Source organism: Streptomyces sp. D2-8 (assembly GCF_023184515.1).
Taxonomy (GTDB): Bacteria; Actinomycetota; Actinomycetes; order Streptomycetales; family Streptomycetaceae; genus Streptomyces.
This window is the reverse complement of the sequence record NZ_JAAHBP010000009.1, coordinates 345,533-367,863: the sequence shown is the minus strand read 5'-3', so window position 1 is coordinate 367,863 and position 22,331 is coordinate 345,533. Positions and strand designations below refer to the sequence as shown.

13 protein-coding genes are annotated in these 22,331 nt (G+C 70.0%); 10 read left to right on the top strand and 3 right to left on the bottom strand.

The window, feature by feature from the left end; translation table 11 throughout:
• Positions 1 to 84 precede the first annotated feature (84 nt).
• The 8 genes from G3I77_RS19620 (at position 85) to fxsT (G3I77_RS19585) (ending at position 14,553) form a co-directional block, all read left to right on the top strand.
• Entirely contained in the window at positions 85 to 831 is a 747-nt protein-coding gene (locus G3I77_RS19620; protein WP_248505509.1) for a toll/interleukin-1 receptor domain-containing protein, read from the top strand.
• Positions 828 to 1,703, top strand: coding sequence for a macro domain-containing protein (locus G3I77_RS19615; protein WP_248505508.1), 876 nt, complete (start codon positions 828 to 830; stop codon positions 1,701 to 1,703). The genes G3I77_RS19620 and G3I77_RS19615 overlap by 4 nt, the downstream gene beginning before the upstream one ends.
• 29 nt (positions 1,704 to 1,732) lie before the next feature.
• A complete protein-coding gene (locus G3I77_RS19610; protein WP_248505506.1) occupies positions 1,733 to 3,031 on the top strand; it encodes a TIR-like protein FxsC in 1,299 nt (432 codons plus the stop codon).
• Positions 3,015 to 6,884, top strand: a complete 3,870-nt coding sequence (gene fxsT, locus G3I77_RS19605) for an FxSxx-COOH system tetratricopeptide repeat protein (protein ID WP_248505505.1) — start codon at positions 3,015 to 3,017, stop codon at positions 6,882 to 6,884. The genes G3I77_RS19610 and fxsT (G3I77_RS19605) overlap by 17 nt, the downstream gene beginning before the upstream one ends.
• Before the next feature lie 240 nt (positions 6,885 to 7,124).
• Entirely contained in the window at positions 7,125 to 7,307 is a 183-nt protein-coding gene (locus G3I77_RS19600; protein WP_248505503.1) for a hypothetical protein, read from the top strand.
• Between the two features lie 39 nt (positions 7,308 to 7,346).
• Positions 7,347 to 9,506, top strand: a complete 2,160-nt coding sequence (gene fxsB, locus G3I77_RS19595) for a radical SAM/SPASM protein FxsB, inactivated metallohydrolase extension form (RefSeq protein ID WP_248505501.1) — start codon at positions 7,347 to 7,349, stop codon at positions 9,504 to 9,506.
• Entirely contained in the window at positions 9,499 to 10,311 is an 813-nt protein-coding gene (locus G3I77_RS19590; RefSeq protein WP_248505499.1) for an aminoglycoside N(3)-acetyltransferase, read from the top strand. The genes fxsB and G3I77_RS19590 overlap by 8 nt, the downstream gene beginning before the upstream one ends.
• 315 nt (positions 10,312 to 10,626) lie before the next feature.
• Positions 10,627 to 14,553 carry an FxSxx-COOH system tetratricopeptide repeat protein gene (gene fxsT, locus G3I77_RS19585; protein ID WP_248505497.1) on the top strand — a complete coding sequence of 1,309 codons (3,927 nt, stop codon included), beginning with the start codon at positions 10,627 to 10,629 and terminating at the stop codon, positions 14,551 to 14,553.
• On the opposite strand, the gene G3I77_RS19580 is transcribed toward fxsT (G3I77_RS19585), so the two are convergent.
• From G3I77_RS19580 to G3I77_RS19570, 3 genes are all read right to left on the bottom strand, one after another.
• Entirely contained in the window at positions 14,523 to 15,488 is a 966-nt protein-coding gene (locus G3I77_RS19580; RefSeq protein WP_248505495.1) for an alpha/beta fold hydrolase, read from the bottom strand. The two genes, fxsT (G3I77_RS19585) and G3I77_RS19580, sit on opposite strands and share 31 nt — an antisense overlap.
• Before the next feature lie 252 nt (positions 15,489 to 15,740).
• Positions 15,741 to 17,270 carry a UDP-N-acetylglucosamine 1-carboxyvinyltransferase gene (locus G3I77_RS19575; protein WP_248505492.1) on the bottom strand — a complete coding sequence of 510 codons (1,530 nt, stop codon included), beginning with the start codon at positions 17,268 to 17,270 and terminating at the stop codon, positions 15,741 to 15,743.
• 83 nt (positions 17,271 to 17,353) lie between these two features.
• Positions 17,354 to 17,554: a DUF4236 domain-containing protein gene (locus tag G3I77_RS19570; protein WP_033308449.1), complete on the bottom strand. Its 201-nt coding sequence runs from the start codon at positions 17,552 to 17,554 to the stop codon at positions 17,354 to 17,356.
• 304 nt (positions 17,555 to 17,858) lie between these two features.
• Between G3I77_RS19570 and acnA the strand changes: the two genes are divergently transcribed.
• Together acnA and G3I77_RS19560 are read left to right on the top strand one after the other, a co-directional pair.
• Positions 17,859 to 20,576, top strand: coding sequence for an aconitate hydratase AcnA (acnA, locus tag G3I77_RS19565; RefSeq protein ID WP_308311399.1), 2,718 nt, complete (start codon positions 17,859 to 17,861; stop codon positions 20,574 to 20,576).
• A gap of 218 nt (positions 20,577 to 20,794) precedes the next feature.
• The gene (locus G3I77_RS19560; RefSeq protein WP_248505488.1) at positions 20,795 to 22,327 is read left to right on the top strand and encodes a cell wall metabolism sensor histidine kinase WalK; all 1,533 of its coding nucleotides are present in this window, start codon (positions 20,795 to 20,797) and stop codon (positions 22,325 to 22,327) included.
• Positions 22,328 to 22,331 lie beyond the last annotated feature (4 nt).

Genomic DNA, 22,331 nt, shown 5'->3' with positions numbered 1-22,331 from the left:
TCCAGGGCTACTTGCCACGCTGGAGGGGCAGTTGGCTTGTGTCGGGACGATTCGTATGGCGGGGTGTGATGCGGGGGGCGTCATATGAAGATTTTTCTGAGCTGGTCCGGCTTGCCGTCCCGGACGTGTGCCGAGCGGCTGGCCTCGTGGCTTCGCTACTTCAGCGACGAGATCGAGCCCTTCGTCTCTTCGGAAAGCATCAGGAAGGGCGCACGCGGACTGGACGAGATCAAGAGACAGCTCGACGAGAGTTCCTTCGGTATCGCCTGCGTCACTCGGGCGAACCTGGGGGCCCCGTGGATCACCTTCGAGTCGGGAGCCCTGTCCAAAGAGGTCGACGAGCGCAAGGGCCAAGTCGTGCCTTTCCTGCTGGAGGGCAGTCACGACGACCTGGAGGCGGCGAGCAGTCCGCTGCGCCAGTTCCAGTCGACACGGGCGCACGACGAGGAGGATGTGCTGAACATGGTCAGGACCATCAACTCCGTCCTGCGTGAGTCCGCCAAGCGCCACCCCGACAACACCCGGGTCGACAGCCTTTTCCACAAAGTGTGGCCCGAATTACGCGATTCCCTCGCCTCCATCGACCTCACGGCGGACGCTCCTGAACAGGCGCCGCCGCGCCGCTCCACGGAGGAGATCCTGGAGGATCTCACCTCGCTCATGCGGGAGCAGATCAGCAGGATCACCGATCTGGAACAGATCGTGGAGGCACTGCGCGAAGAACAGAACAGCCTGCCCCGGAAAAGGTCCAGATTCACCGGCGTCTACGAAGACCCGCCACGCGCCCTGCCGGTCACGACGGGGAGCATGGGTACCGAGGGACCGGAATGAGCCGGATGATCAGACATCAGGCACGGACGATCTTCCGCACGCGCCTCGGTCTGTCCACCGCCGGCCGCGCCTGCGCCGTTCAGTTCGGTCTGCTGTCGGGGGCCGTCCAGCTGTACCTGGCGTTCTGGCCGGACAGCTCCCTGCCGCGCACCACGGCGTTTCTCACCATCGTCGGTCTCTCGCTGGTCGGCGGCATCCTGGGATCCTGGCCGCGGACCCAGGTGAGCCACGAGTTCCTGCACCCGGGATTCGAGGTGACCGTCAAGGTCGGCGACCTCTTCGAGCAACCGGGCCATTTGGTCATCGGCAGCAACGATGTGTTCGACACCGACACCCGGGACGATCTGCTGATCGTCCACCGCAGCGTGCAGGGCCAGTTCCTGCATCGTCTGTACGCGAGCGAGACCACCCGGCTCGACGGCGATATCGACACCGCGCTCGCGGGCGTACCGCCGGTTCGAGTGGAGGACCGGGCGGCGAAGCGGGTGGGGAAACTCGCCCGCTACCCCCTGGGCACGGTCGCCGTCCTCGGCTCGCCACAGAGGCGCTACTTCCTCACCGCCTACGGCACGATGCGCAACGACCTGACCGTCGATTCGGGACCTGACCAGATCTGGAACAGCCTCGAAGAACTGTGGCATGCGATGCATCTGCACGCCCGCCGCGAGGCGGTGGCCATGCCGGTGATCGGATCGGGCCTGGCCCGCATCGACAGTATGGATCACGCGAGTCTCATCAAACTGATCCTGTTGTCCTTTGTCACGAGGTCACGGCGGTCGGTCATCTGCAAAGAGCTGACGATCGTGGTCCTTCCAGAGGATTATGTGCGAGTCGACATGCTCGAGTTGGCCATGTTCCTGCGGACGCTGTGACCGCCGGACGTGTGGGGGGAGGCCTTGGTGTGAACCAGGAACCGGAGCGGACGGACCCACACGTCCCCTACTTCTTCCTCAGCTACGCGCACACGCCGCGTCGCGCGACCGACGGCCCGGACCCGGACATGTGGGTGCACCGGCTCTACCAAGACCTCTGTGAGCACATCCTGATGCTGACAGACCTGCCGGAGGGCGAGTCGGCCGGGTTCATGGACCGCGCGATGCGGATCGGTGAGGACTGGAGTTCGCGCCTGTCGGCCGCATTGGCCACCTGCCGGGTGTTCGTACCGCTGTACTCACCGCGCTACTTCGCCAGCGACCACTGCGGCCGCGAGTGGCGGGCCTTCGCGCTGCGCCAGGCGCGGGGCCGGACCTCGCAGGCCACCGCCCTGCCGGCGATCGTGCCGGCGCTGTGGACGCCCGTGCAGGCCGAGCGTCTTCCCTCGACCGCGAAGAGCCTGCACCACGACCATGAGCGCTTCGGCCCGCACTACGCGTCCGAGGGCCTGTACTCGCTGATGAAGCTGCGCCGGTACCGGACCGATTACGAGCACGCCGTCCTGCTCCTGGCCCGGGCGATCGTCACCACAGCCCACGAGAATCCGGTGCCCAGAGGCGAACCGCAGAAACTGGCGGACCTGCCCAACGCCTTCGGGTCGCCACCCGTGTTACGTCGGCTGCGCATCGTCGTGGCCGCGCCCAGCAGTCGCGAACTGCCGCCGGGGCGCTCGGAACGCTGCTACGGCCCCTCCCCGGTCGACTGGAACCCGTACCGGGAGAGCGATGGCGACACCGCCCGGCCGCTCGCGGACTTCGCCGCGGAGCAGGTGCGCGGGCTCGACTACCTCACCACGGTCGAACCTCTGGACGAAGCGGTCGGCAGTCTGCTCGCCGAGGCGCGCCCGTCGGCACCGACGGTGATGCTGCTCGACCGCTGGGCGGTCGCCGACCCGGAGCAGCGGGAGCTGCTCACCCGGGTGGACGCGGCGGCCCAGCCGTGGGTCGTGGTCATTGTGCCGTGGGACCTCTCCGACCCGGACAACGAGTCATCAGGGACGGAGCTGCAGTTGGCCCTGGAGAAGACCCTGCCGCGCACGCTGCAGCGAGGCCGCAGCGTCTCCCGGGCTGCGACGGGCGGAGTGCCCTCCCTGGCCGCGTTCGCCGACATCCTCCCGACCGTGATCCAGTGGGCGGCTGCCCAGTTCCTCCGCTACGTGTCGCCCGTCTACCCGCCCGCCGGTCCCCCCGTCCCCCGGCCGAGGCTGCTCGGCCCCGTCCCGGAGCCGGGAGTCGCTCAGGAGACGCGTGATGACCCTGAGCTCTGACGGGCAGATCGTCACTTTTTACTCCCAGAAGGGCGGCACGGGGCGGACCATGGCCGTGGCCAACGTCGCGTGGATCCTGGCCTCCAACGGGTACCACGTGCTGGCCGCCGACTGGGACGTGGAAGCGCCGGGGCTGCACCGCTACTTTCACCCGTTCCTCGACGGCGCGACCTCGGCCGCCACCACGGGCGTGCTCAACCTGTTCTCGGGCTACGTCACGGAATGGCGTACGCGACCGGTCACCGAGTCGGCGGCGGACCTGCGGCAGCGCCTTGCCCGGGTCCTGCCGCACGCCGTCTCCGTCGACTGGACCTTCCCCGACGGCGGAAGCCTGGACTACATGCCTGCCGGACGGCAGGACGGCGAGTACCTGACACACCTGATGGACTTCAGCTGGCGGGAGTTCGCCGAGCGGTTCGGTGGCGCCCGGTTCCTGGAGGCGCTGCGCCACGACATGAAGAGCCACTACGACTTCACGCTCATCGACAGCCGCTGCGGCGTGAGCGACCTGGTCGGCCTGTGCACCATCGACCTGCCGGACGTCCTGGTCAACTGCTTCACCCTGAGCTCGCAGAGCATCGAGGGCGCGGCACGTATGGCCCGCTCCATACTCCGGGACGTCCACCCCCGCCCCCTGCGCGTACTGCCCGTCGCGATGCGGGTCGCCGACGGCCGGGACACGCGCCTGGCGGCGGCCCGTGAGCTCGTCCGGGTCAGTTTCCAGGAGTTGCCGGCCGACTCCCGGACCGGCATGGAAGTCCCGCACCGGTCGGACTACGCCTACGAAGAGACCCTTGCCGCGTTCGGTGACCCTCCAAGTGAACCCGACAGCCTGCTGACCGCCTTCGAGCTCCTGACGGAGCTGATCACCAACGGCCGCGTGCGGCGTCTGCCGCCCCTGGACGACGAACTACGCAGACGCCATCTCGCCTCCTTCATCCGGCCGTTGTCCCCCATCGCCACGCCGCTGCGGCTGTGGTACGCCCCGCAGGACCGGATGTGGGCCGACTGGGTCGGCTGGCTGCTGACCGGCTCCGGTTTCGAGGTCATCGCACCCGGCAGCGGCACCGAGCCGGGCACCCGGGGCGGAGCGCCTCGCACCCTTGCCCTGCTGTCGTCGTCCTTCCTGCGTTCGCCGCAGTCCCGGACCCTGTGGGAGAGCATGGGCGAGACCGGTTCCGGTTCGTCGGGGAAGCTGATCCCGCTGCGGGTCGAGCCCGTCCCGCTCACGCCCCCGTTCAGCGACTACGAGGCAGTCGACCTGACCTCCCTCGACGAGCCACGCACCGCTGAGGCCCTGCTGCGCGGTGTCGGACTGTCCGGCGAGGCGGCTGAACGCGCACTGAGGTCGGCCCGGCCGCCGTTCCCGCGCCGGACGCCGGACGTGTGGGAGGCGCCGGCGCGCAACCCCTTCTTCGTGGGCCGGGACCGGCTGCTCGACCAGCTCGACGCCACGCTGAAGGTCAGTCAGCAACGGGCTGTGATACTCCCTCACAACGGTCTCACCGCCACCGGGCGCACCCAGCTGGCGGTGGAGTACGCCCACCGCTTCCAGGCGGCGTACGACCTGGTGTGGTGGATCCGTGCTCAGAGCCGGGAGTCGGTCCTGCTGTCGCTGGCACAGCTGGCGGAGCGGATGGGCCTGCGTCACGGCGACGACGTGCCCACGGCCGCAGGCCGGGCTCTCGACGCGCTGGACTCGGGGGCGCCGAGCGGCCGGTGGCTCATGGTGTACGACAACGCCGGTGGCCCGCAGGCCCTGTCGGGGCTGCTGCCCACCGGACCCCACGGGCATGTGCTGGTGACATCCCGGGACCGCGCGTGGAGCGAGACCATGCGTCCCATATGGGTCGACGTGTTCACCCGGGAGCAGAGCATCGAGCTGCTGCGGCGGCGGGTTCCGGCGCTCTCCGCCGTGGACGCGGACCGGATCGCGGCCACGGCGAGCGACCTCCCGCTGGCCGTCGCGCAGGCCGGATCGTGGCTCGCGCAGTTCCCGTCGGCGCAGGAGTACCTGCACCGGCTGGCCGTCTGGCGCGACGCCCGGGCCGCGAGGGGCGGAGACGACCCGGCCTCCCCGGCGATCGCCGCGAGTACCGGAGTGGCCCTGGAGGCACTCGCCGAGCGCGCTCCCGCAGCGCTGCGGCTGCTCGCCCTGTGCAGCCGGCTCGCGCCGCTGCCACTGCCGCTGAGCTTGCTGTCCACCGACACCGCGCTGTGCCTGCTGCGTCCGCACGATGCCTCGCTGCACGAGCCGATGCTGGTCGACCGAGAGGTGCAGGAGCTCAGTCGGCTGGGCCTGGCCGAGGTCGACCAAGCCGGCCACACCCTGAAGGTGCACCGGGTCGTGCAGCGCCTGGTGACGGCTTCCCTGTCCGCCGGCGAGAGGGACGAGGTCCGTCACGAGGCACACCGGCTCCTCACGGCCGCCGCCCCCCGGCGCGACGACTCCGTCACCGAGACGGACGACCAGTCGTTCGAGAGACTCTGGCCCCACCTCGACCACGCCGGTGCGGACGGGTGCCCCGACGGCGACACCCGCGCCGTGCTGCTGGAGCGAGTGCGCCGTACCGCGCAGTACGGCATGCCGGCCCGGGCCCTCGAGCTGGGCCGCCGGCTGGACCAGAGCTGGACCGCCGTCGACGGGGGAGACGACGACCAGCAAGTGCTCCAGCTGCGCAACCACCAGGCGGCCGCATTGCGGAGCCTGGGAGCCCATGAGGAGGCGTACGGTCTGGACTCCCGTACGCTGACCCGGCAGCGTGGGCTGCTGCCGCCCGGACACGCGCACACCCTGATCACCGCGGCGGGCCTGGCGGAGAACCTGAGAGCGCTGGGCAGGTTCGGCGAGGCCCTGGAGCTGGCGCGCGAGGTGCACACCGGATTCCACGACCTGTTCGGCGAAGAGCACCCGCAGACGCTGACCGCCGCCGAGGCTCTCGCCCGGTCGCTGCGTCTGGTGGGGGACTACTCGGCCGCGCGGGAGCGGAGCCTGGCCACCTGGCAACGGCAGTGCCGGGTACTCGGAGACGGCCATCCGTCGACGCTGGCCTCGGCACTGGGCCTTGCCCGGGACCTGCGGGAGCTCGGCGACTACGCCGGCTCCGTGCGCGTACTGCGCCCCGTCCTGGAGAGCCTGCGCTTCCAGAACACCCATGGCGCGTTGCGCGCGACCGTCAGCCTGTCGGTCTCCCTGCGTCGCATCGGACAGCGCCACGAGGCCGACGCGCTCGCTGCGGATGCCGAGGAGGGTTACACGACGGGACGGGACCGAGGCGATCCCGACTGGCTGGTGTGCGGTGTCAACCTGGCGGCCCTGACCGCCGGTGCGGGCGACCTCGCCGCCGCGCGCTCGGTCATCAGCCGTCTCCAGCACGGTGTCGCCCAGCTGCGCGGCCCCGAGCACCCGGACAACGCGGTCTGCGACCACAACCTCGCGGCGTGGCTGCGCACCGCGGGGGAGACCGACGAAGCGCTGGCGGCGGCCACGCGGACCGTCCGGTCCTTCGGAAGGCTTCTCGGTGACGCGCATCCGTACACCCTGTGCGGGCGGCTGACGATGGCCAACGTCCTCGGCGACCTGGAGCAGTTCGCCGCGGCCGAGAGCATGGCACGGGCCTGTGCGGAAGCCCTGCGCTCCTGCCTCGGAGACGGTCACCCGGACACCTTGATCGCCGACCTGTGTCTGGCGGTCACCCTGCGCTCGACGGGCCGTACGGCGGAGGCCGGCCGGTTACGGGACCGGGCGGTGAGTGCGTTCGACAAGCGATTCGGCTCCGGACACCCCTGGACGGCGGCGGGCCGCGGCTGGCAGCGCGTCGACCGGGATCTGGAGTTGCTGTTGCCGGTCTGAAGTGTGCCGGTCCGGCTCGCTGTTCGGTGCTCCTGTGAACGCCCGGGGCATCGATGACGAGAAATCACCGCTGCCGCACAGGGCATTGCGGTACGCATTGCCCACCTCGCGCAGGGGCTGCGAAGATGGCAGAGGCATGCTTGGCGGAACGTCTACGCGCACCGTGTCAACTCCAGCCCCGGACTCTCGCCGTCCCCGGTGTGTGGGAGGCGGCCCCGACCCAAGGTGAAGCCGACGCAGATGAAGATTCCCGTCACGAAACCCGCAGACAAGCCCCCTACGGAAGTCCCTGCCTCCGAGAGAACCCCGCTCGCGGAGATCTGCATCCACGGGATCGAGGTGACCACGGTCGTGCAGCGAGTGACCCCGGCCCAGGGACAGCACGGCGCAGGGACGCACCGCACCTTCAACTCCGCCGTCTAGCCCGGTCGGCATGCGGTCGCGCAGCGCTGCCGGTGAGGTGTGACGGACGTGGCCGTCCGGGAACTGGTCCTGAAGGTCCACAGCAGATGCGACCTGGCGTGTGACCACTGCTACGTGTATCGGCACGCGGATCAGAGCTGGCGGAGGATGCCACCGCTGATCTCCGAGACGACCCTCCGTCAGGTGGCCCGCCGGCTCTCGGAGTACGCCTGCGAGCAGCAGCTCGGGTCGCTCTCGGTCATCCTGCACGGTGGCGAGCCGTTGCTGGCGGGTCCGGCCCGCCTGCGGTCGATCTGCGCGGAACTCACCCGTGCATTGGCCCCCACGACCGACCTTGATCTGCACATCCACACCAACGGTGTGCGGCTGAACCGCGCGCACTTGGAGGTGTTCAGGGAGTTCGACGTCACCGTGGGCCTCTCCCTGGACGGCGACCGGGCCGCGAACGACCGGCACCGGCGCGACCATCGGGGCCGCAGCAGTCACGAACGGGTGGTGCGAGGGCTCGAACTGCTGCGTCTGCCCGAGTACCGGCACCTCTTCCAGGGGCTGCTCTGCACGATCGACGTGGCCAACGATCCGGTCCTCGTGCACGACGCGCTCACCGGCCTCGACCCCCCGCGGATCGACTACCTCCTGCCCCACGCCACTTGGGACGCACCACCGCCGCCCGGGCGCCCGGGAGCGGCCACGCCCTACGCCGACTGGCTTCTCAGAGTCTTCGACCGGTGGGACGAGCAAGGGCGCCCGGTGCCCGTGCGGACCTTCGACTCGATCCTCAGCACGCTGCGCGGTGGCCCCGCCCTGACCGAGGCGCTGGGACTCTCCCACGGCGGCATCGCGGTCGTCGAGACCGACGGCACGATCACCCGGTCCGACTCACTCAAGATCGCGTACGACGGCGCGCCCGCCACCGGGTACGACGTGTTCCGGCATGGCTTCCGGGAGTTCACCGAGCGCGCGAGGACCCTGGACGGCCGTAGTGGGGTCAGCGAGACCTGCCGGCGATGCCCTGTCCTCGACACCTGCGGCGGAGGACTGTACGCACATCGCTACAGCACCGAACGGGCCTTCGACAACCCGTCGGTGTACTGTGCGGACCTGCGTGCCCTGATCGAGGGAGTCGCCGAACGGATCACGGAGCGCACGCTGGCTCCGGCGGTGACGAGCGTCGGCGCACTCAGGCGAGCGCGGCTGAGCCTGGACCGTGTGCTGCTCGCGGGGGTGAACACCAAGCTCACCGGCAGTGCCGGCTGGGACGAGGTCTGGAGCCTCCTGGTCCGCCTGGACTCCGACGAAGCCACAGCCCCTCACCTCGACGCGGTCATCTCCCATCCTTATCTCCGGCCCTCCCTGATCCGTTCCTGGGACGGCACGGCGGATCTGCCGCGCTTCATGGCGGTGGCCACGGCCGCAGCGCTGCGCGCGGGTGTCGAGGCGACGCTGCGCTGGGAGCAGCCGAGCCCCCTGGTCCCGCTCCCGACCCTGGGCACCGTGCGACTGTCACGGCCCGGGCGGGTGGAATTCCGGGTCGCGGAGGGTGACTTCCGGGTGCGCGGCGTGGACCCCGTGGCGGGCGGGCCCCGCGGTTCGTCCCTCACCCTGCAGAGATGGCGGCCGTTGGTGTCGCTGCCGCTCAGGCACGGTCTGTCGCTGCTGATCGATGACGCCGACCCGTTCCGTGACTGCTTCTCCGCAGCGGTCACCCCACTGCTCGACCCCGGCTCTCTGGACGCGTTCCGCAGTCGGCTGGGAACCGCGTACGGTCTCCTGGACGAGCGTGAGCCCGGCTGGTGGGAGAGCGTCAACGCCTCCGCCGCAACGACGATCACCCCGCTCGCCGCAGGCGCCGGAGTGCAGCTGGGCACCTGTGGCGGCGGCGCGCTGGGAGTGGGGATCGACTTCGAGCCGGAGGAGTTCGTCCGGGAGCTGCCCCGCCTCGGTCGCAAGGCGCGGCTCTCCGCTCTGCGCGAGGTCGTCGACCTGCACCTGCCGGGCAGCCCGGCAGGGCGTCTCCTCGACCTGGCCAGCGAGTATGTCGGCAAAGCCGCCCGTCCGTCACCGGAAGCCGGTTCGGCGCGCATCCTGGCCGGCCGGGTCCTGAGCGAGCTGGCCGGCCTTCCCCGGCATGAACTCACGGAGAACGGAACCTACTTGGCCGACGAGCTGCGTACGGAGTGGACGACTCTCCATGACTGACGGCACCCGCCTCGCTCACTTTCTGAGCGGGCTGGGCGTCCGGCGCGGAGGCGTGCTGCTGGTGCACGCATCGCTGAGCGGCACCGGCCTGGCTCCCGCCGTGGTACGTGACGCCCTGCTGAGCGCCCTCGGCCCGAAGGGCACGCTCGTCACGCCGGCCTTCACCCCCGAGAACTCCGATACCTCCGACCGCCACCGCGCGCTCACCGCAGGGCTGACCGATCAGGAGAAGGCGGTCTACCGGGCGGGCATGCCCCCGTTCGATCCGGACCTCACCCCCTGCCCGGCGGTCGGTGCGCTGGCCGACTGTGTACGCGCAACGCCCAGGTCGTTGCGCAGCGCGCATCCCCAGACCTCGTTCGCCGCGATCGGCCCGCGGGCCCGCGGTCTGCTCACCGGTCACGACCCGAACTGCCATCTGGGGGAACGGTCCCCGTTGGCGCGACTGTACGCGGCGAACGCGCAGATCCTGTTGTTCCGGGTGGGGTTCGAGGCGTGCAGCGCGCTCCATCTCGCCGAGTACCGCATGACACCGCCACCGCCGATGAGGACATACCGCTGTGTGGTGGGCGGCGGAGAGTGGATCTCCTACGAGGACATCGTGCTCGACGACAGCGACTTCGCCGCGATCGGGGCACTGCTCCCGCACGGTTTCCTGGCCGAGGGCGAATTCGCCGGAAAGGCGGTCACGCTCGTGGACTTGCGGGACACTGTGGACACCGCTCAGCGTCAGATGTCCGGATACAGGTGGAGAACGGCGCAAAACAAACCACCCGTCGGAGAGTCGGGTGGGGCACAGTGTTGATTCCGGCCACATGCCGCCGTCGGGTGACATCCCCGGGGCATCAAGCGGCAGGGGGGTATGTGGAGACGCAACATCGAGGCAGCGCTCACGACCCCTGCCTCCGCTCGAGCCGCGTCAACTCGCGGACCCAGGGCCGCGGTCGTCGTCTCCGTTGCCGGACCGCCATGGGGAATACTCGGCTGAGCGTTCTCCACGCGACCGACGCGCGCCCGATCCCACAGCCCCTCGGAAGCGCGGACGGGTACCCCGGCCTCGTCCCATCGAGCCCGCCAACTCCCTGCTTCATGTGTCAGGGGTCGACAACGGAGGAAAAGCATGATGGCGCGCCGGAGTGGACGTATCATCACGTTCTACTCTTACAAGGGCGGTACGGGCCGCACGATGGCCTTGGCGAACACGGCGTGGATCCTCGCCGCCAACGGTGCACGTGTACTGGCCGTCGACTGGGACCTTGAAGCCCCCGGACTTCACCGCTTCTTCCACCCGTTCCTCGACCCCAGCACCCTCGCGGCCACCCCCGGGGTGATCGACATGATCAGCGAGTACTCCTGGGCGGCGACCAACGGAGGCCATCGCTCCGGCGCCTGGCACCGGCAGTACGCGCGCGCCGGCCTGCACGCCGTCTCATTGGATACGGAGGCCCTCGGACTGTCGTTCCCCGACGGAGGCTCGCTCGACTTCCTGTCCGCCGGGCAGCAGAACCGCGCGTACTCGGCCACTGTGTCCTCCTTCGAATGGGACAACTTCTACGACCGCCTCGGCGGCGGCATCTTTCTGGACGCGTTGCGCGAAGACATGAAGGCGTCGTACGACTACGCCCTCATCGACAGCCGCACCGGTCTGTCGGACAGCGCGGACATCTGCACCATTCAGATGCCCGATGTCCTCGTCGACTGCTTCACGCTCAGCGATCAGGCGCTGGACGGCGGTGCCGCCGTGGCCCGGACCGTCGAGGCGGACTACCGCGACCGGCGGATCCGGGTGCTTCCCGTGCCGATGCGGGTCGACGAGGGCGAGAAGGAGAAGGCCGACGCGGGACGGGCACTGGCCCGCCTGAAATTCGACGGGCTGCCCAAGGGGAAGGACGGCGAGCCGCTCGACCCGGCGCAGTTGAACGAGTACTGGGGCGCGGTCGAGATCCCGTACCGCCCGTACTACGCGTACGAGGAGTTGCTCGCGGCCATCGGTGACCAGAGCGGAGTCTCCAGCTCGCTGCTGTCCGCCTTCGAGCGCCTGACGGAGGTCATCTCGGACGGAGAGGTGACCCGGCTGCCGCCGATCCCCGAGCCGGTGCGGCAGCGTTGCCTGGCCGCCTACACCCGGCGCAGGCCGACGACCCTGGCCGCGGACGTCTTCGTGGTGTACGCGGGCGAGGACCGCATGTGGGCGGAGTGGCTGGAGGGGATCCTCAAGCCGTACTGCTCGCGGGTGACCCTGCACGACGTGGCCCTTCGCGCCCCGGAGCGCCCGGACCCGGCCACGCGCACGCTGCTCCTCACCTCGGACGCTTTCCAGCAGGCCAGACACGGTCGGGCCGCCTGGCGGGCGCTCACCGACTCCGCTCCGGGCCTGCCGCCGGTCGAGATGACACGACTGAGGCTGGACCGTGTGCAGATGCCCGGGTCCGACCCGGAGCACCCCTCGGTCGACCTCAACCGTGTGGACGAGACCGAGTGCGTCAGGAAAGTCTTCAGGGCGCTGAACCTGACGGCCGAGCTGGTGCCCGCCGGTGCGGCGAACCCACGTTTCCCGGGCAACAGGCCGACGATCTTCAACGCTCCCAGTCGCAACACCGTCTTCACGGGCCGGGCCGCCGTCCTCGAACAGCTGCGCTCGCAGCTCGGTGAAGGCATCTCCATCGTGCTTCCCCAGCCCCAGACGCTCTTCGGACTCGGCGGCGTGGGCAAGACACAGATCGTCCTGGAGTACGTGCACCGCTTCATCGCCGACTACGACCTGGTGTGGTGGATCTCCGCGGAGCACAAGGACACCATCATCGCCTCGCTCGCCGAACTCGGTTCGAGGATCGGCGCGTCCGGAGGTGACGACATGGCGCTGGCCAGCGCCGAGGTCGTCCAGATGCTGGAGTCCGGCGTGCCGACCACGCGCTGGCTGCTCGTCTTCGACAACGCGGACGACCCCGAAACGACCAAGCGCTACTTCCCGGCCGGCGGGCACATCCTGATCACCTCCCGGAACCAGGCGTGGGCACAGCAGGGCACCTCCCTGTCCGTGGACGTGTTCCCGCGTGAGGAGAGTGTGGAGCACCTCACCCGGCAGGCCCCCGGCCTGAGCGTCGACGAAGCGGACCGGGTGGCGGACGCCGTGGGCGATCTGCCGCTGGCCGTCGAACAGGCCGCGGCCTGGCTCGCGGAGACGGCCACCCCCACCGACGAGTACCTGCGGGAACTGACCGAGCAGACCACCGCCGTGCTGGGACTCAACCACCCCAAGGACTACCCGCAGCCGGTGGCCGCCACCTGGAACATCTCCATCGCCCGCCTCAACGAACGCTCACCGGCCTCGGTACGGCTCCTCCAGCTGTGCGCCTTCATGGCACCGGAACCGATCTCCGTACGCGTGCTCTACAACAAGGAGATGCTGGACGCCCTGCGGGAGTGGGACCCGTCGCTCCAGGAGAGTCTGCTCCTGGGACGGGTGATCCGCGAGATCGGGCGCTTCGCCCTCGCCAAGGTCGATCAGAGCAGCGGCAGCATCCAGGTCCACCGACTGGTCCAGGCCGTGATCCGCTCACAGCTCTCGGAGGCGGAACGGGAAGAGGCCCGGCACGTCGTGCACACCGTCCTCGCGAGCGCCCGGCCCGACGGGGACGAGCCCACCGACGACCCGTCGACCTGGCCGCTCTTCGACTCCATCTGGTCTCATCTGCTGGCCTCGGGCATCCAGGACTGCTCAGAGCCGAAACCCCGGCGACTGCTGATCGACCGGGTGCGGTACCTGTGGAAGCGAGGGGACTTCCCGAGCGCCCGCCAACTGGCCGAGGACGTGCTGGAGCGCTGGATCGAGCGCCTCGGTGAGAACGACATGCAGTACCTCTACCTGCGCTGTCAGCTTGCCAACGTGCTCCGCTCCCAAGGGCGCTACCAGGAAGCCCGGGAGATCGACGAGGAGCTGCTGGAACGTCAGCGGCAGGTCCTGGGCTCCAACCATCCGCACACCTACATCACCGCGTCCGGCCTTTCGAGCGACCTGGCCGCGCTCGGCGAGTACCGGTCGGCGGTGGAACTGGCCAGGGCCGCGCACCGAGGATTCCGCGACATCTTCCACGAGTCGCACCAGCGGACACTCAGCGCCGCCAACAACCTCGCACTCGCGCTGCGCATGGTGGGCCGCTACGACGAGGCCCGGGCCGTGGACCAGGACGTCTACGACCGCCGCATGGTCGTTCTCGGCCCCACACATCCCCACACACTCGGCTCGGCCTCCAGCCTCGGCCGCGACCTGCGGGAGATCGGCCGGTACGAGGAGTCCGTGGCGGTCCTTTCCCGCGTGTACGAGGACCACAAGCGCATCATGGGCGAGCACTTCCCGCCCACGCTCAGCTGTGCCAAGTCGCTCGCCGTGTCGCTGCGGAGAGTGGGGCAGGTGGAGGACGCGCTACGGCTGACGACCGCGACCCTGGCAAGGTACCGCGAGCAGTACACGTCGCCGAATCCGGACTGGCTGGCCTGCGACCTGAACCTCGCGTCGGACCTGTACGCGGCCGACGAGAAGGAGCAGGCCCGGGACGTCGCCCGCCAGGCACTGGCCGGGTACATGAAGGTTCCGGGGGAGGCCCACCCGTACACCCAGGGCGCGCTCAACAACCTCGGCATCTTCCACTGGGGCTGCGGGGACGTGGAAGAGGCCGAGGAGGTGTTCCAGAAGGTCCTGCCGCGGATGAGGGACATGCTGGGAAAGGATCACCCGCACACGTTGATCTCAGGACTCAACTTCGCCAACGTGCTGGCCGACCAGGGCCGCTTCGAAGAGGCGTACGACCTGGAGAACAAGGCCGTCTCCGGCCTGGGCACGGTGCTGGGGCGGCACCACCCGGACACCCTGACCGCAGTCGCCAACTCGGCACTGACGCTGCGTTCACTGGGCAGCCACGAGGCGGACCGCCTGCGTGAGGAGACACTGGGCGAGTTGAGGCGGCTGCTCGGCGACGACAACACGATCACGATGTCCGCGCGCAACGAACGACGTCTCTATCGCGACCTGGAGCCGCTGGCGGTGTAAGGCGAGCCGGCGGACTGTTCCTCCCGGAACGCGAAGTCCTCGCTGGGAGGCGCGTCGATGAGCGACCATCTCAGCACGTCCGGCAGCACACGCAGGGCTCCGAAGTGGGCCGCGGACGGCTCGATCACGGACGTGGCCCGTGGGATGCGTTCCGCGAGCCAGGACGAGTGGGCCACCGGTGAGAAGGCGTCGCGGGCGCCGTGCCACAGCAGCACCGGCACCTGGATACAGGTCGGGTCGAATCCCCAGGGCTCGGTCAGGGCGAACGAGTCATCGATCCAGCCGTACGGCGAACTGCGCAGCGCCTCACAGTAGTTGCGCAGCAGCATTGAGCGGACGCCGTTGTCCGAGACGATCTTCCGGTCGTCCTCGGTCATCTCCTTGCGCAGTTCCTCCAACAGCCGGGCGGGGTCGGAGCGAATGGAGTCGGTGCGTGGGATGAGCCGGGCTTCGAACTCCTCGGGATCGGCGAGCGCCGTGCTGAACTCGTCGATGTTGGAGGGCGCCATCCCGGCGAACCAGTCAAGGCCCTCCGCATCCCGCGGCGCAAGGGTGACGAGGGTGGCCGCCCGGGTCACCCGGTGCGGCAGCCGGGCCGCGCACGCCAGGGCGTGCGGGGCGCCGCCGGAACGGCCGACGACCGCGAAGCGGTCCATACCCAAGGCGTCGGCCACCGCGGTCACGTCCTGCACGACATCCACGACACGGCGGCCGGGCTGGCGGTCGGATCCCCCGTAACCAGGGCGGTCGTAACTGATCAGCAACACTCCGCGCTGATACAGGTACATGGGGCGCGGTCTGGGGCCGACCCGGCTGCCGGGCGTGCCGTGGAGCAGGAACACCGGCCGCCCGCGCGGGTCCCCCGAGCACTCGACCCGCAGCCGCCTTCCGTCCGCCGTCCGGACATGGTCCAGCGTCGACGCCAGGTCCCGCACGATGTATCCCCTCTCCCAGCCCACAGACCAGGTCCCAAGCTGCCGGAACTTGACCCACTCGTCCAGCCGACACCGTCGCTTTCGGCTCCGCGTCGAACAGGCACGACGTGGGACGGGCATCCGTGTCGCCGCCGCGACCGGCCGGGCGCCCGGATCGCCCGGCTCCGCCTTGCGCGCAGCGACCTCTGGCGTCGTCTTCGCCTGCCCGCAAGCCGACCGGAAGTGGCCGGTCTCGCCCCGGATTCCCGGGTGTCAGATGTCCCGGAACGTCTCGATCTGCGCCCCGATCGAGTTCAGCCGCTCGGCCAGGTCCTCGTAACCCCGGTTGATGACGTACACGTTGCGCAGCACCGACGTGCCCTCGGCCGCCATCATCGCGAGGAGGACGACCACCGCGGGGCGCAGCGCAGGCGGGCACATCATCTCGGCGGCGCGCCAGCGGGTCGGGCCCTCGACCAGGACGCGGTGGGGGTCGAGGAGCTGGAGCCGGCCGCCGAGGCGGTTCAGGTCGGTCAGGTAGATCGCGCGGTTGTCGTAGACCCAGTCGTGGATGAGGGTCTGGCCCTGGGCGACCGCCGCGATGGCCGCGAAGAACGGGACGTTGTCGATGTTCAGGCCGGGGAACGGCATGGGGTGGATCTTGTCGATCGGCGCCTCCAGCTTGGAGGGCCGGACGGTGAGGTCCACCAGCCGGGTGCGGCCGTTGTCGGCGAAGTACTCGGGCGTGCGATCGTGGTCGAGGCCCATCTCCTCCAGGACCGCCAGCTCGATCTCCAGGAACTCGATCGGCACACGGCGGACCGTCAGTTCCGACTCGGTGACGACGGCCGCCGCGACCAGGCTCATCGCCTCGACCGGGTCCTCGGAGGGGGAGTAGTCCACGTCGACGTCGATGGTCGGCACGCCGTGCACGGTGAGCGTGGTCGTGCCGATGCCGTCGACCTTGACGCCGAGGGCCTCCAGGAAGAAGCAGAGGTCCTGGACCATGTAGTTGGACGAGGCGTTGCGGATGACGGTGATGCCGTCGTGCCGGGCGGCCGCGAGCAGCGCGTTCTCGGTCACCGTGTCGCCGCGTTCGGTCAGGACGATCGGGCGGTCGGGGCTGACCGCGCGGTCGACCTGGGCGTGGTACTGGCCCTCGGTGGCGGCGATGTCCAGACCGAAGCGGCGCAGCGCGATCATGTGCGGCTCGACCGTGCGCGTCCCGAGGTCGCAGCCGCCGGCGTACGGCAGTTTGAAGTGGTCCATGCGGTGCAGCAGCGGGCCGAGGAACATGATGATGGAGCGGGTGCGGCGGGCCGCGTCCGCGTCGATCGCCGCCAGGTCCAGCTCGGCCGACGGCACGATCTCCAGGTCGACACCGTCGTTGATCCACCGGGTGCGCACGCCGATGGAGCCCAGCACCTCGAGGAGGCGGTACACCTCCTCGATGCGGGCGACGCGGCGCAGCACGGTGCGTCCTTCGTTGAGCAGTGAGGCGCACAGCAGCGCCACGCACGCGTTCTTGCTCGTCTTCACGTCGATGGCACCGGACAGCCGGCGCCCGCCGACCACCCGCAGATGCATCGGGCCGGCGTAGCCGAGCGACACGATCTCGCTGTCGAGGGCCTCCCCGATGCGCGCGATCATCTCAAGGCTGATGTTCTGGTTGCCGCGCTCGATCCGGTTGACGGCGCTCTGGCTGGTTCCGAGCGCCTCCGCCAGCTGCGACTGCGTCCAGCCCCGGTGCTGCCGGGCGTCGCGGATGAGCTTGCCGATGCGTACGAGGTAGTCGTCTGCCATGGGACTGAGGTTATCTCAGATATGAGATGGCGCCCGACCGGGGGTCTGAACGGGTGACGGAATGTCAACCCCGTCCGGTGGCCTCAGTGTCGACGCGCCTTCGTGGTGCGCCGCCATCCGAAAGGTCCGGGCAGATCCATCGATGTCGTACGACGTCCTGTGCTGCTGCGGGTGTAGCGCGGGCCGTTCTTTCCGCCGCCGGTGGTGATGGACCAGGAGCGCTTGTTGATGTTCAGCCGCACTCCCGGAAGGATCCGGAAACTCTTGCGGAACGTGAGCGGCATGGGGTGCCTCCTTTCGGTGTCACCGGGCGACCCCGGCTCAGTGCGAATACCCCGACTTCGCGCACCGATGGCAGATCGTCCATGGGTCTGCGGCGGACGCCACGGGATCCGGGCATGACCATCCGGCCCTCGTGTACTAGAGTTATCTCGACATCGAGATATCTGCCGAGGGGCACCGCAGCCGCACGCCACCATCAGACCTACTGGTAAGGCTCACCTAACTTAGCCTTACCTTAGCGGATCGGTCGAGATGCCGTGGCGGCAGGATCGTGGTGGTACGCGCACATCAATGAAGGAGACTGTCGTGTCGGCGAACAGCTTCGACGCCCGCAGCACGCTGCAGGTGGGCGACGAGTCGTACGAGATCTTCCGGCTGGACAAGGTGGAGGGCTCCGCACGCCTTCCCTACAGCCTCAAGGTCCTGCTGGAGAACCTGCTCCGCACCGAGGACGGCGCGAACATCACCGCCGACCACATCCGTGCCCTCGGTGGATGGGACTCGCAGGCCCAGCCCAGCCAGGAGATCCAGTTCACGCCGGCCCGCGTGATCATGCAGGACTTCACCGGCGTTCCCTGTGTCGTGGACCTCGCGACCATGCGTGAGGCCGTGAAGGAGCTGGGCGGCGACCCGGCGAAGATCAACCCGCTGGCGCCGGCCGAGCTGGTCATCGACCACTCCGTCATCGCCGACAAGTTCGGCACCAACGAGGCCTTCGCGCAGAACGTCGAGCTGGAGTACGGCCGCAACCGCGAGCGCTACCAGTTCCTGCGCTGGGGTCAGACCGCGTTCGACGAGTTCAAGGTCGTCCCGCCCGGCACCGGCATCGTCCACCAGGTGAACATCGAGCACCTGGCCCGGACCGTGATGGTGCGAGGCGGCCAGGCCTACCCCGACACCCTCGTCGGCACCGACTCGCACACCACCATGGTCAACGGCCTCGGTGTACTGGGCTGGGGCGTCGGCGGCATCGAGGCCGAGGCCGCGATGCTCGGCCAGCCGGTCTCCATGCTGATCCCGCGCGTCGTCGGCTTCAAGCTGACCGGCGAGCTCACGCCCGGCACCACCGCCACCGACCTCGTGCTGACCATCACCGAGATGCTCCGCAAGCACGGCGTCGTCGGCAAGTTCGTCGAGTTCTACGGCGAGGGCGTCGCCGCCACCTCGCTCGCGAACCGCGCCACCATCGGCAACATGTCGCCGGAGTTCGGTTCCACCGCCGCGATCTTCCCGATCGACGACGAGACCATCAAGTACCTGAAGCTCACCGGCCGCTCCGAGCAGCAGCTCGCGCTCGTCGAGTCGTACGCCAAGGAGCAGGGCCTCTGGCTGGACCCGAAGGCCGAGCCGGACTTCTCCGAGAAGCTCGAGCTGGACCTGTCGACGGTCGTCCCGTCCATCGCCGGCCCGAAGCGCCCGCAGGACCGCATCGTCCTCGCGAACGCCGCCGAGCAGTTCAAGCAGGACGTCCGCAACTACGTCGACAGCGTGGACGAGGCGGGCCAGGAGTCCTTCCCGGCCTCCGACGCCCCGGCCGTCGCCCCGAACGGCGCCCCGTCCAACCCGGTCACCGTGACCGCCCCCGACGGCTCGTCGTACGAGATCGACCACGGCGCGGTGACGGTCGCGGCCATCACCTCCTGCACCAACACCTCCAACCCGTACGTCATGGTCGCCGCCGCCCTGGTGGCCAAGAAGGCGGTGGAGAAGGGCCTGACCCGCAAGCCGTGGGTCAAGACCACCCTCGCCCCGGGCTCCAAGGTCGTCACCGACTACTTCGAGAAGGCGGGCCTGACCCCGTACCTCGACAAGGTCGGCTTCAACCTCGTCGGCTACGGCTGCACCACCTGCATCGGCAACTCCGGCCCGCTGCCGGAGGAGGTCTCCAAGGCCGTCAACGACCACGACCTCGCGGTCACCTCGGTCCTCTCCGGCAACCGGAACTTCGAGGGCCGGATCAACCCCGACGTCAAGATGAACTACCTGGCGTCCCCGCCGCTGGTCGTGGCCTACGCGCTCGCCGGCTCCATGAAGGTCGACATCACCAAGGACGCCCTGGGTGCCGACCAGGACGGCAACCCGGTCTTCCTGAAGGACATCTGGCCGACGGAGGCGGAGGTCAACGAGGTCGTCGCCAACGCCATCGGCGAGGACATGTTCTCCAAGTCCTACTCGGACGTCTTCGCGGGCGACGCCCAGTGGCAGGCGCTGCCGATCCCGACCGGCAACACCTTCGAGTGGGACGCCGAGTCCACCTACGTGCGCAAGCCCCCGTACTTCGAGGGCATGACGATGGAGACCACCCCGGTCTCCGACATCTCCGGCGCCCGGGTGCTCGCCAAGCTGGGCGACTCGGTCACCACCGACCACATCTCCCCGGCCGGCGCCATCAAGGCCGACACCCCGGCCGGCAAGTACCTCACCGAGCACGGTGTGGAGCGCCGTGACTTCAACAGCTACGGCTCCCGCCGCGGCAACCACGAGGTCATGATCCGCGGTACGTTCGCCAACATCCGCCTGCGCAACCAGATCGCGCCGGGCACCGAGGGCGGCTACACCCGCGACTTCACCCAGGCGGACGCCCCGGTGTCGTTCATCTACGACGCCTCGCAGAACTACCAGGCCGCCGGCATCCCGCTGGTCGTCCTGGCCGGCAAGGAGTACGGCTCCGGCTCGTCCCGTGACTGGGCCGCCAAGGGCACCGCGCTCCTCGGCGTCAAGGCCGTCATCGCCGAGTCGTACGAGCGCATCCACCGCTCGAACCTCATCGGCATGGGCGTCCTGCCGCTGCAGTTCCCGGAGGGCCAGTCCGCCGCGTCCCTCGGCCTCACCGGTGAGGAGACCTTCGACTTCACCGGCGTCGAGGAGCTCAACAACGGCACCACCCCGCGCACGGTGAAGGTCACCACCGACACCGGCGTCGAGTTCGACGCGGTCGTCCGCATCGACACCCCCGGCGAGGCGGACTACTACCGCAACGGCGGCATCATGCAGTACGTGCTGCGCAGCCTGATCCGCAAGTAAGCGGACCGCCACGGCAGTTCGAGGGCCGCGTTCCGGGGTGACCGGGGGCGCGGCCCGCGCCGTTCGCGGGCAGGACATCGCCGGTGCTCAGGCTGAACACAGGGTTCCCCCAGCCGGCCGGTGCAGGATCGGTACATGTCTGGCACCCCTGGGCCCCCGCCCGGCCGCAACCGAGTCCCGTCCGCCCGCGGCGCGGCCGGCCCGGCCGAGGACGGCAGATGACCACGCCCCCGTCCACCGGGCCACGCCTCCGCGCCCTGCGCACCCGGCTCCTCGTCCTGATCGGCGCCGTCCTCGTCGCCGTCTGTGCCGTCATGGCGCCGGTGGCGTTCCTCGTCCAGCGGGCCCTGCTGCTGGACGACCTCGACGGCCGGGTCATGGACGCGGCCGAACACGGCCTGGCCGAGGCCTCGCTCCGCCCGGACGGCGACCGTGACCTGACGTTCCTCGACGGAAACGGCCACCCCGCCGGGCTGCTCGCCGCCCGGCTCGACGCGCGGGGCACGCTCACCGCCGCGGCGGTGACCGGCCCGGACGCCGGGCCACGGACCCTCACCGACGGCCAGCGCGCCGCCCTGCACGGCATCGCCCCCGACGGCACCCCCCGCACCCGCACCGTCCCCGGCCTCGGCACCTACCGGGTCACCGGCCTCGACGCGAGCGGGGTCCGCGTCCTCGCCGGACTGCCCATGGACGACGTCCAGGACCTGACCGGCCGGCTCGCCGTGGCCGGGGCGGCCCTCGGAGCCGCCGGACTGGCGGTCGCGGGCTGCGCCTGTGCGGTCGTCGTACGGCGGCAGCTGCGGCCCCTCGACCGGGTCGCCGCCACCGCCGCCGAGGTCGCCCTGGCGCCGCTCGGCCCGGACCGGCCCGCCGGGCTGCCCCGGGTGCCCGAGGCGGACACCGGCCCCGGCAGCGAGGCCGGGCAGGTCGGCGCCGCGCTCAACCGCCTGACCGACCACGTCGAGTCCTCCCGCGCAGCGCGCCACCGGGACGAGGAACGGGTGCACCGCAGCGAGGAACGCATGCGCCGCTTCCTCGCCGACGCCGGCCATGAACTCCGTACGCCGCTGGCGTCGATCGCCGGATACGCCGAGCTGATGAACCGCGGTACCGCCCCGGTCGATCCGGCCCTGGCCTGGCGGCGGGTCTCCGCCGAGTCGGCCCGTATGACGGGCCTGGTCGAAGACCTCCTGCTGCTGGCCCGCCTGGACGAGGGCCGTCCGCTGCGGTCCGCCGAGGTGGACCTGGCGGCGCTGGTCGCCGAGGCCGTGTGGGAGGCCCGGGCGGCGGACCGGGACCGCACCTGGCGACTGGCGCTCCCCGTCACCGCCCTCGACGCATCCACCCTGGTCACCGGCGACGAGCCGGGTCTGCGCAAGGCCGTGGCGAACCTCCTCGCCAACGCCCGCCTCCACACCCCGCCCGGCACCACGGTCGTCGCCGAGGTGGAGGACACCGCCGAGCGCCGCGTGATCCGCGTCCGGGACGACGGCCCCGGCATTCCCGAGCATCTCCTCGCCACCGTCTTCGACCGCTTCACCCGCGCCGACGCCTCCCGCTCGCGCAGCGGCCCGGGCGCCGGAGGGTCCGGGCTCGGCCTGGCCGTCGTCGAGGCGATCGTGCACGCGCACGGCGGACGGGCCCGGGTGCGCAGCGTGCCGGGGCACACCGAGTTCACCGTGGAACTGCCGCCCAGGGGCGAACTTCCGTCGGACAACCAGGTGCTGGGCCTCTCCGAACAGCGGTGAGGGG

What these genes read in the sequence shown, in the direction of transcription:
- G3I77_RS19560 (WP_248505488.1), top strand. Translation starts at nt 20,795, where the DNA reads ATGACCACGCCCCCGTCCACCGGGCCACGCCTCCGCGCCCTGCGCACC.
- G3I77_RS19620 (WP_248505509.1), top strand. Translation starts at nt 85, where the DNA reads ATGAAGATTTTTCTGAGCTGGTCCGGCTTGCCGTCCCGGACGTGTGCC.
- G3I77_RS19590 (WP_248505499.1), top strand. Translation starts at nt 9,499, where the DNA reads ATGACTGACGGCACCCGCCTCGCTCACTTTCTGAGCGGGCTGGGCGTC.
- fxsT (WP_248505505.1), top strand. Translation starts at nt 3,015, where the DNA reads ATGACCCTGAGCTCTGACGGGCAGATCGTCACTTTTTACTCCCAGAAG.
- fxsT (WP_248505497.1), top strand. Translation starts at nt 10,627, where the DNA reads ATGATGGCGCGCCGGAGTGGACGTATCATCACGTTCTACTCTTACAAG.
- G3I77_RS19615 (WP_248505508.1), top strand. Translation starts at nt 828, where the DNA reads ATGAGCCGGATGATCAGACATCAGGCACGGACGATCTTCCGCACGCGC.
- G3I77_RS19600 (WP_248505503.1), top strand. Translation starts at nt 7,125, where the DNA reads ATGAAGATTCCCGTCACGAAACCCGCAGACAAGCCCCCTACGGAAGTC.
- G3I77_RS19570 (WP_033308449.1), bottom strand. Translation starts at nt 17,554, where the DNA reads ATGCCGCTCACGTTCCGCAAGAGTTTCCGGATCCTTCCGGGAGTGCGG.
- G3I77_RS19575 (WP_248505492.1), bottom strand. Translation starts at nt 17,270, where the DNA reads ATGGCAGACGACTACCTCGTACGCATCGGCAAGCTCATCCGCGACGCC.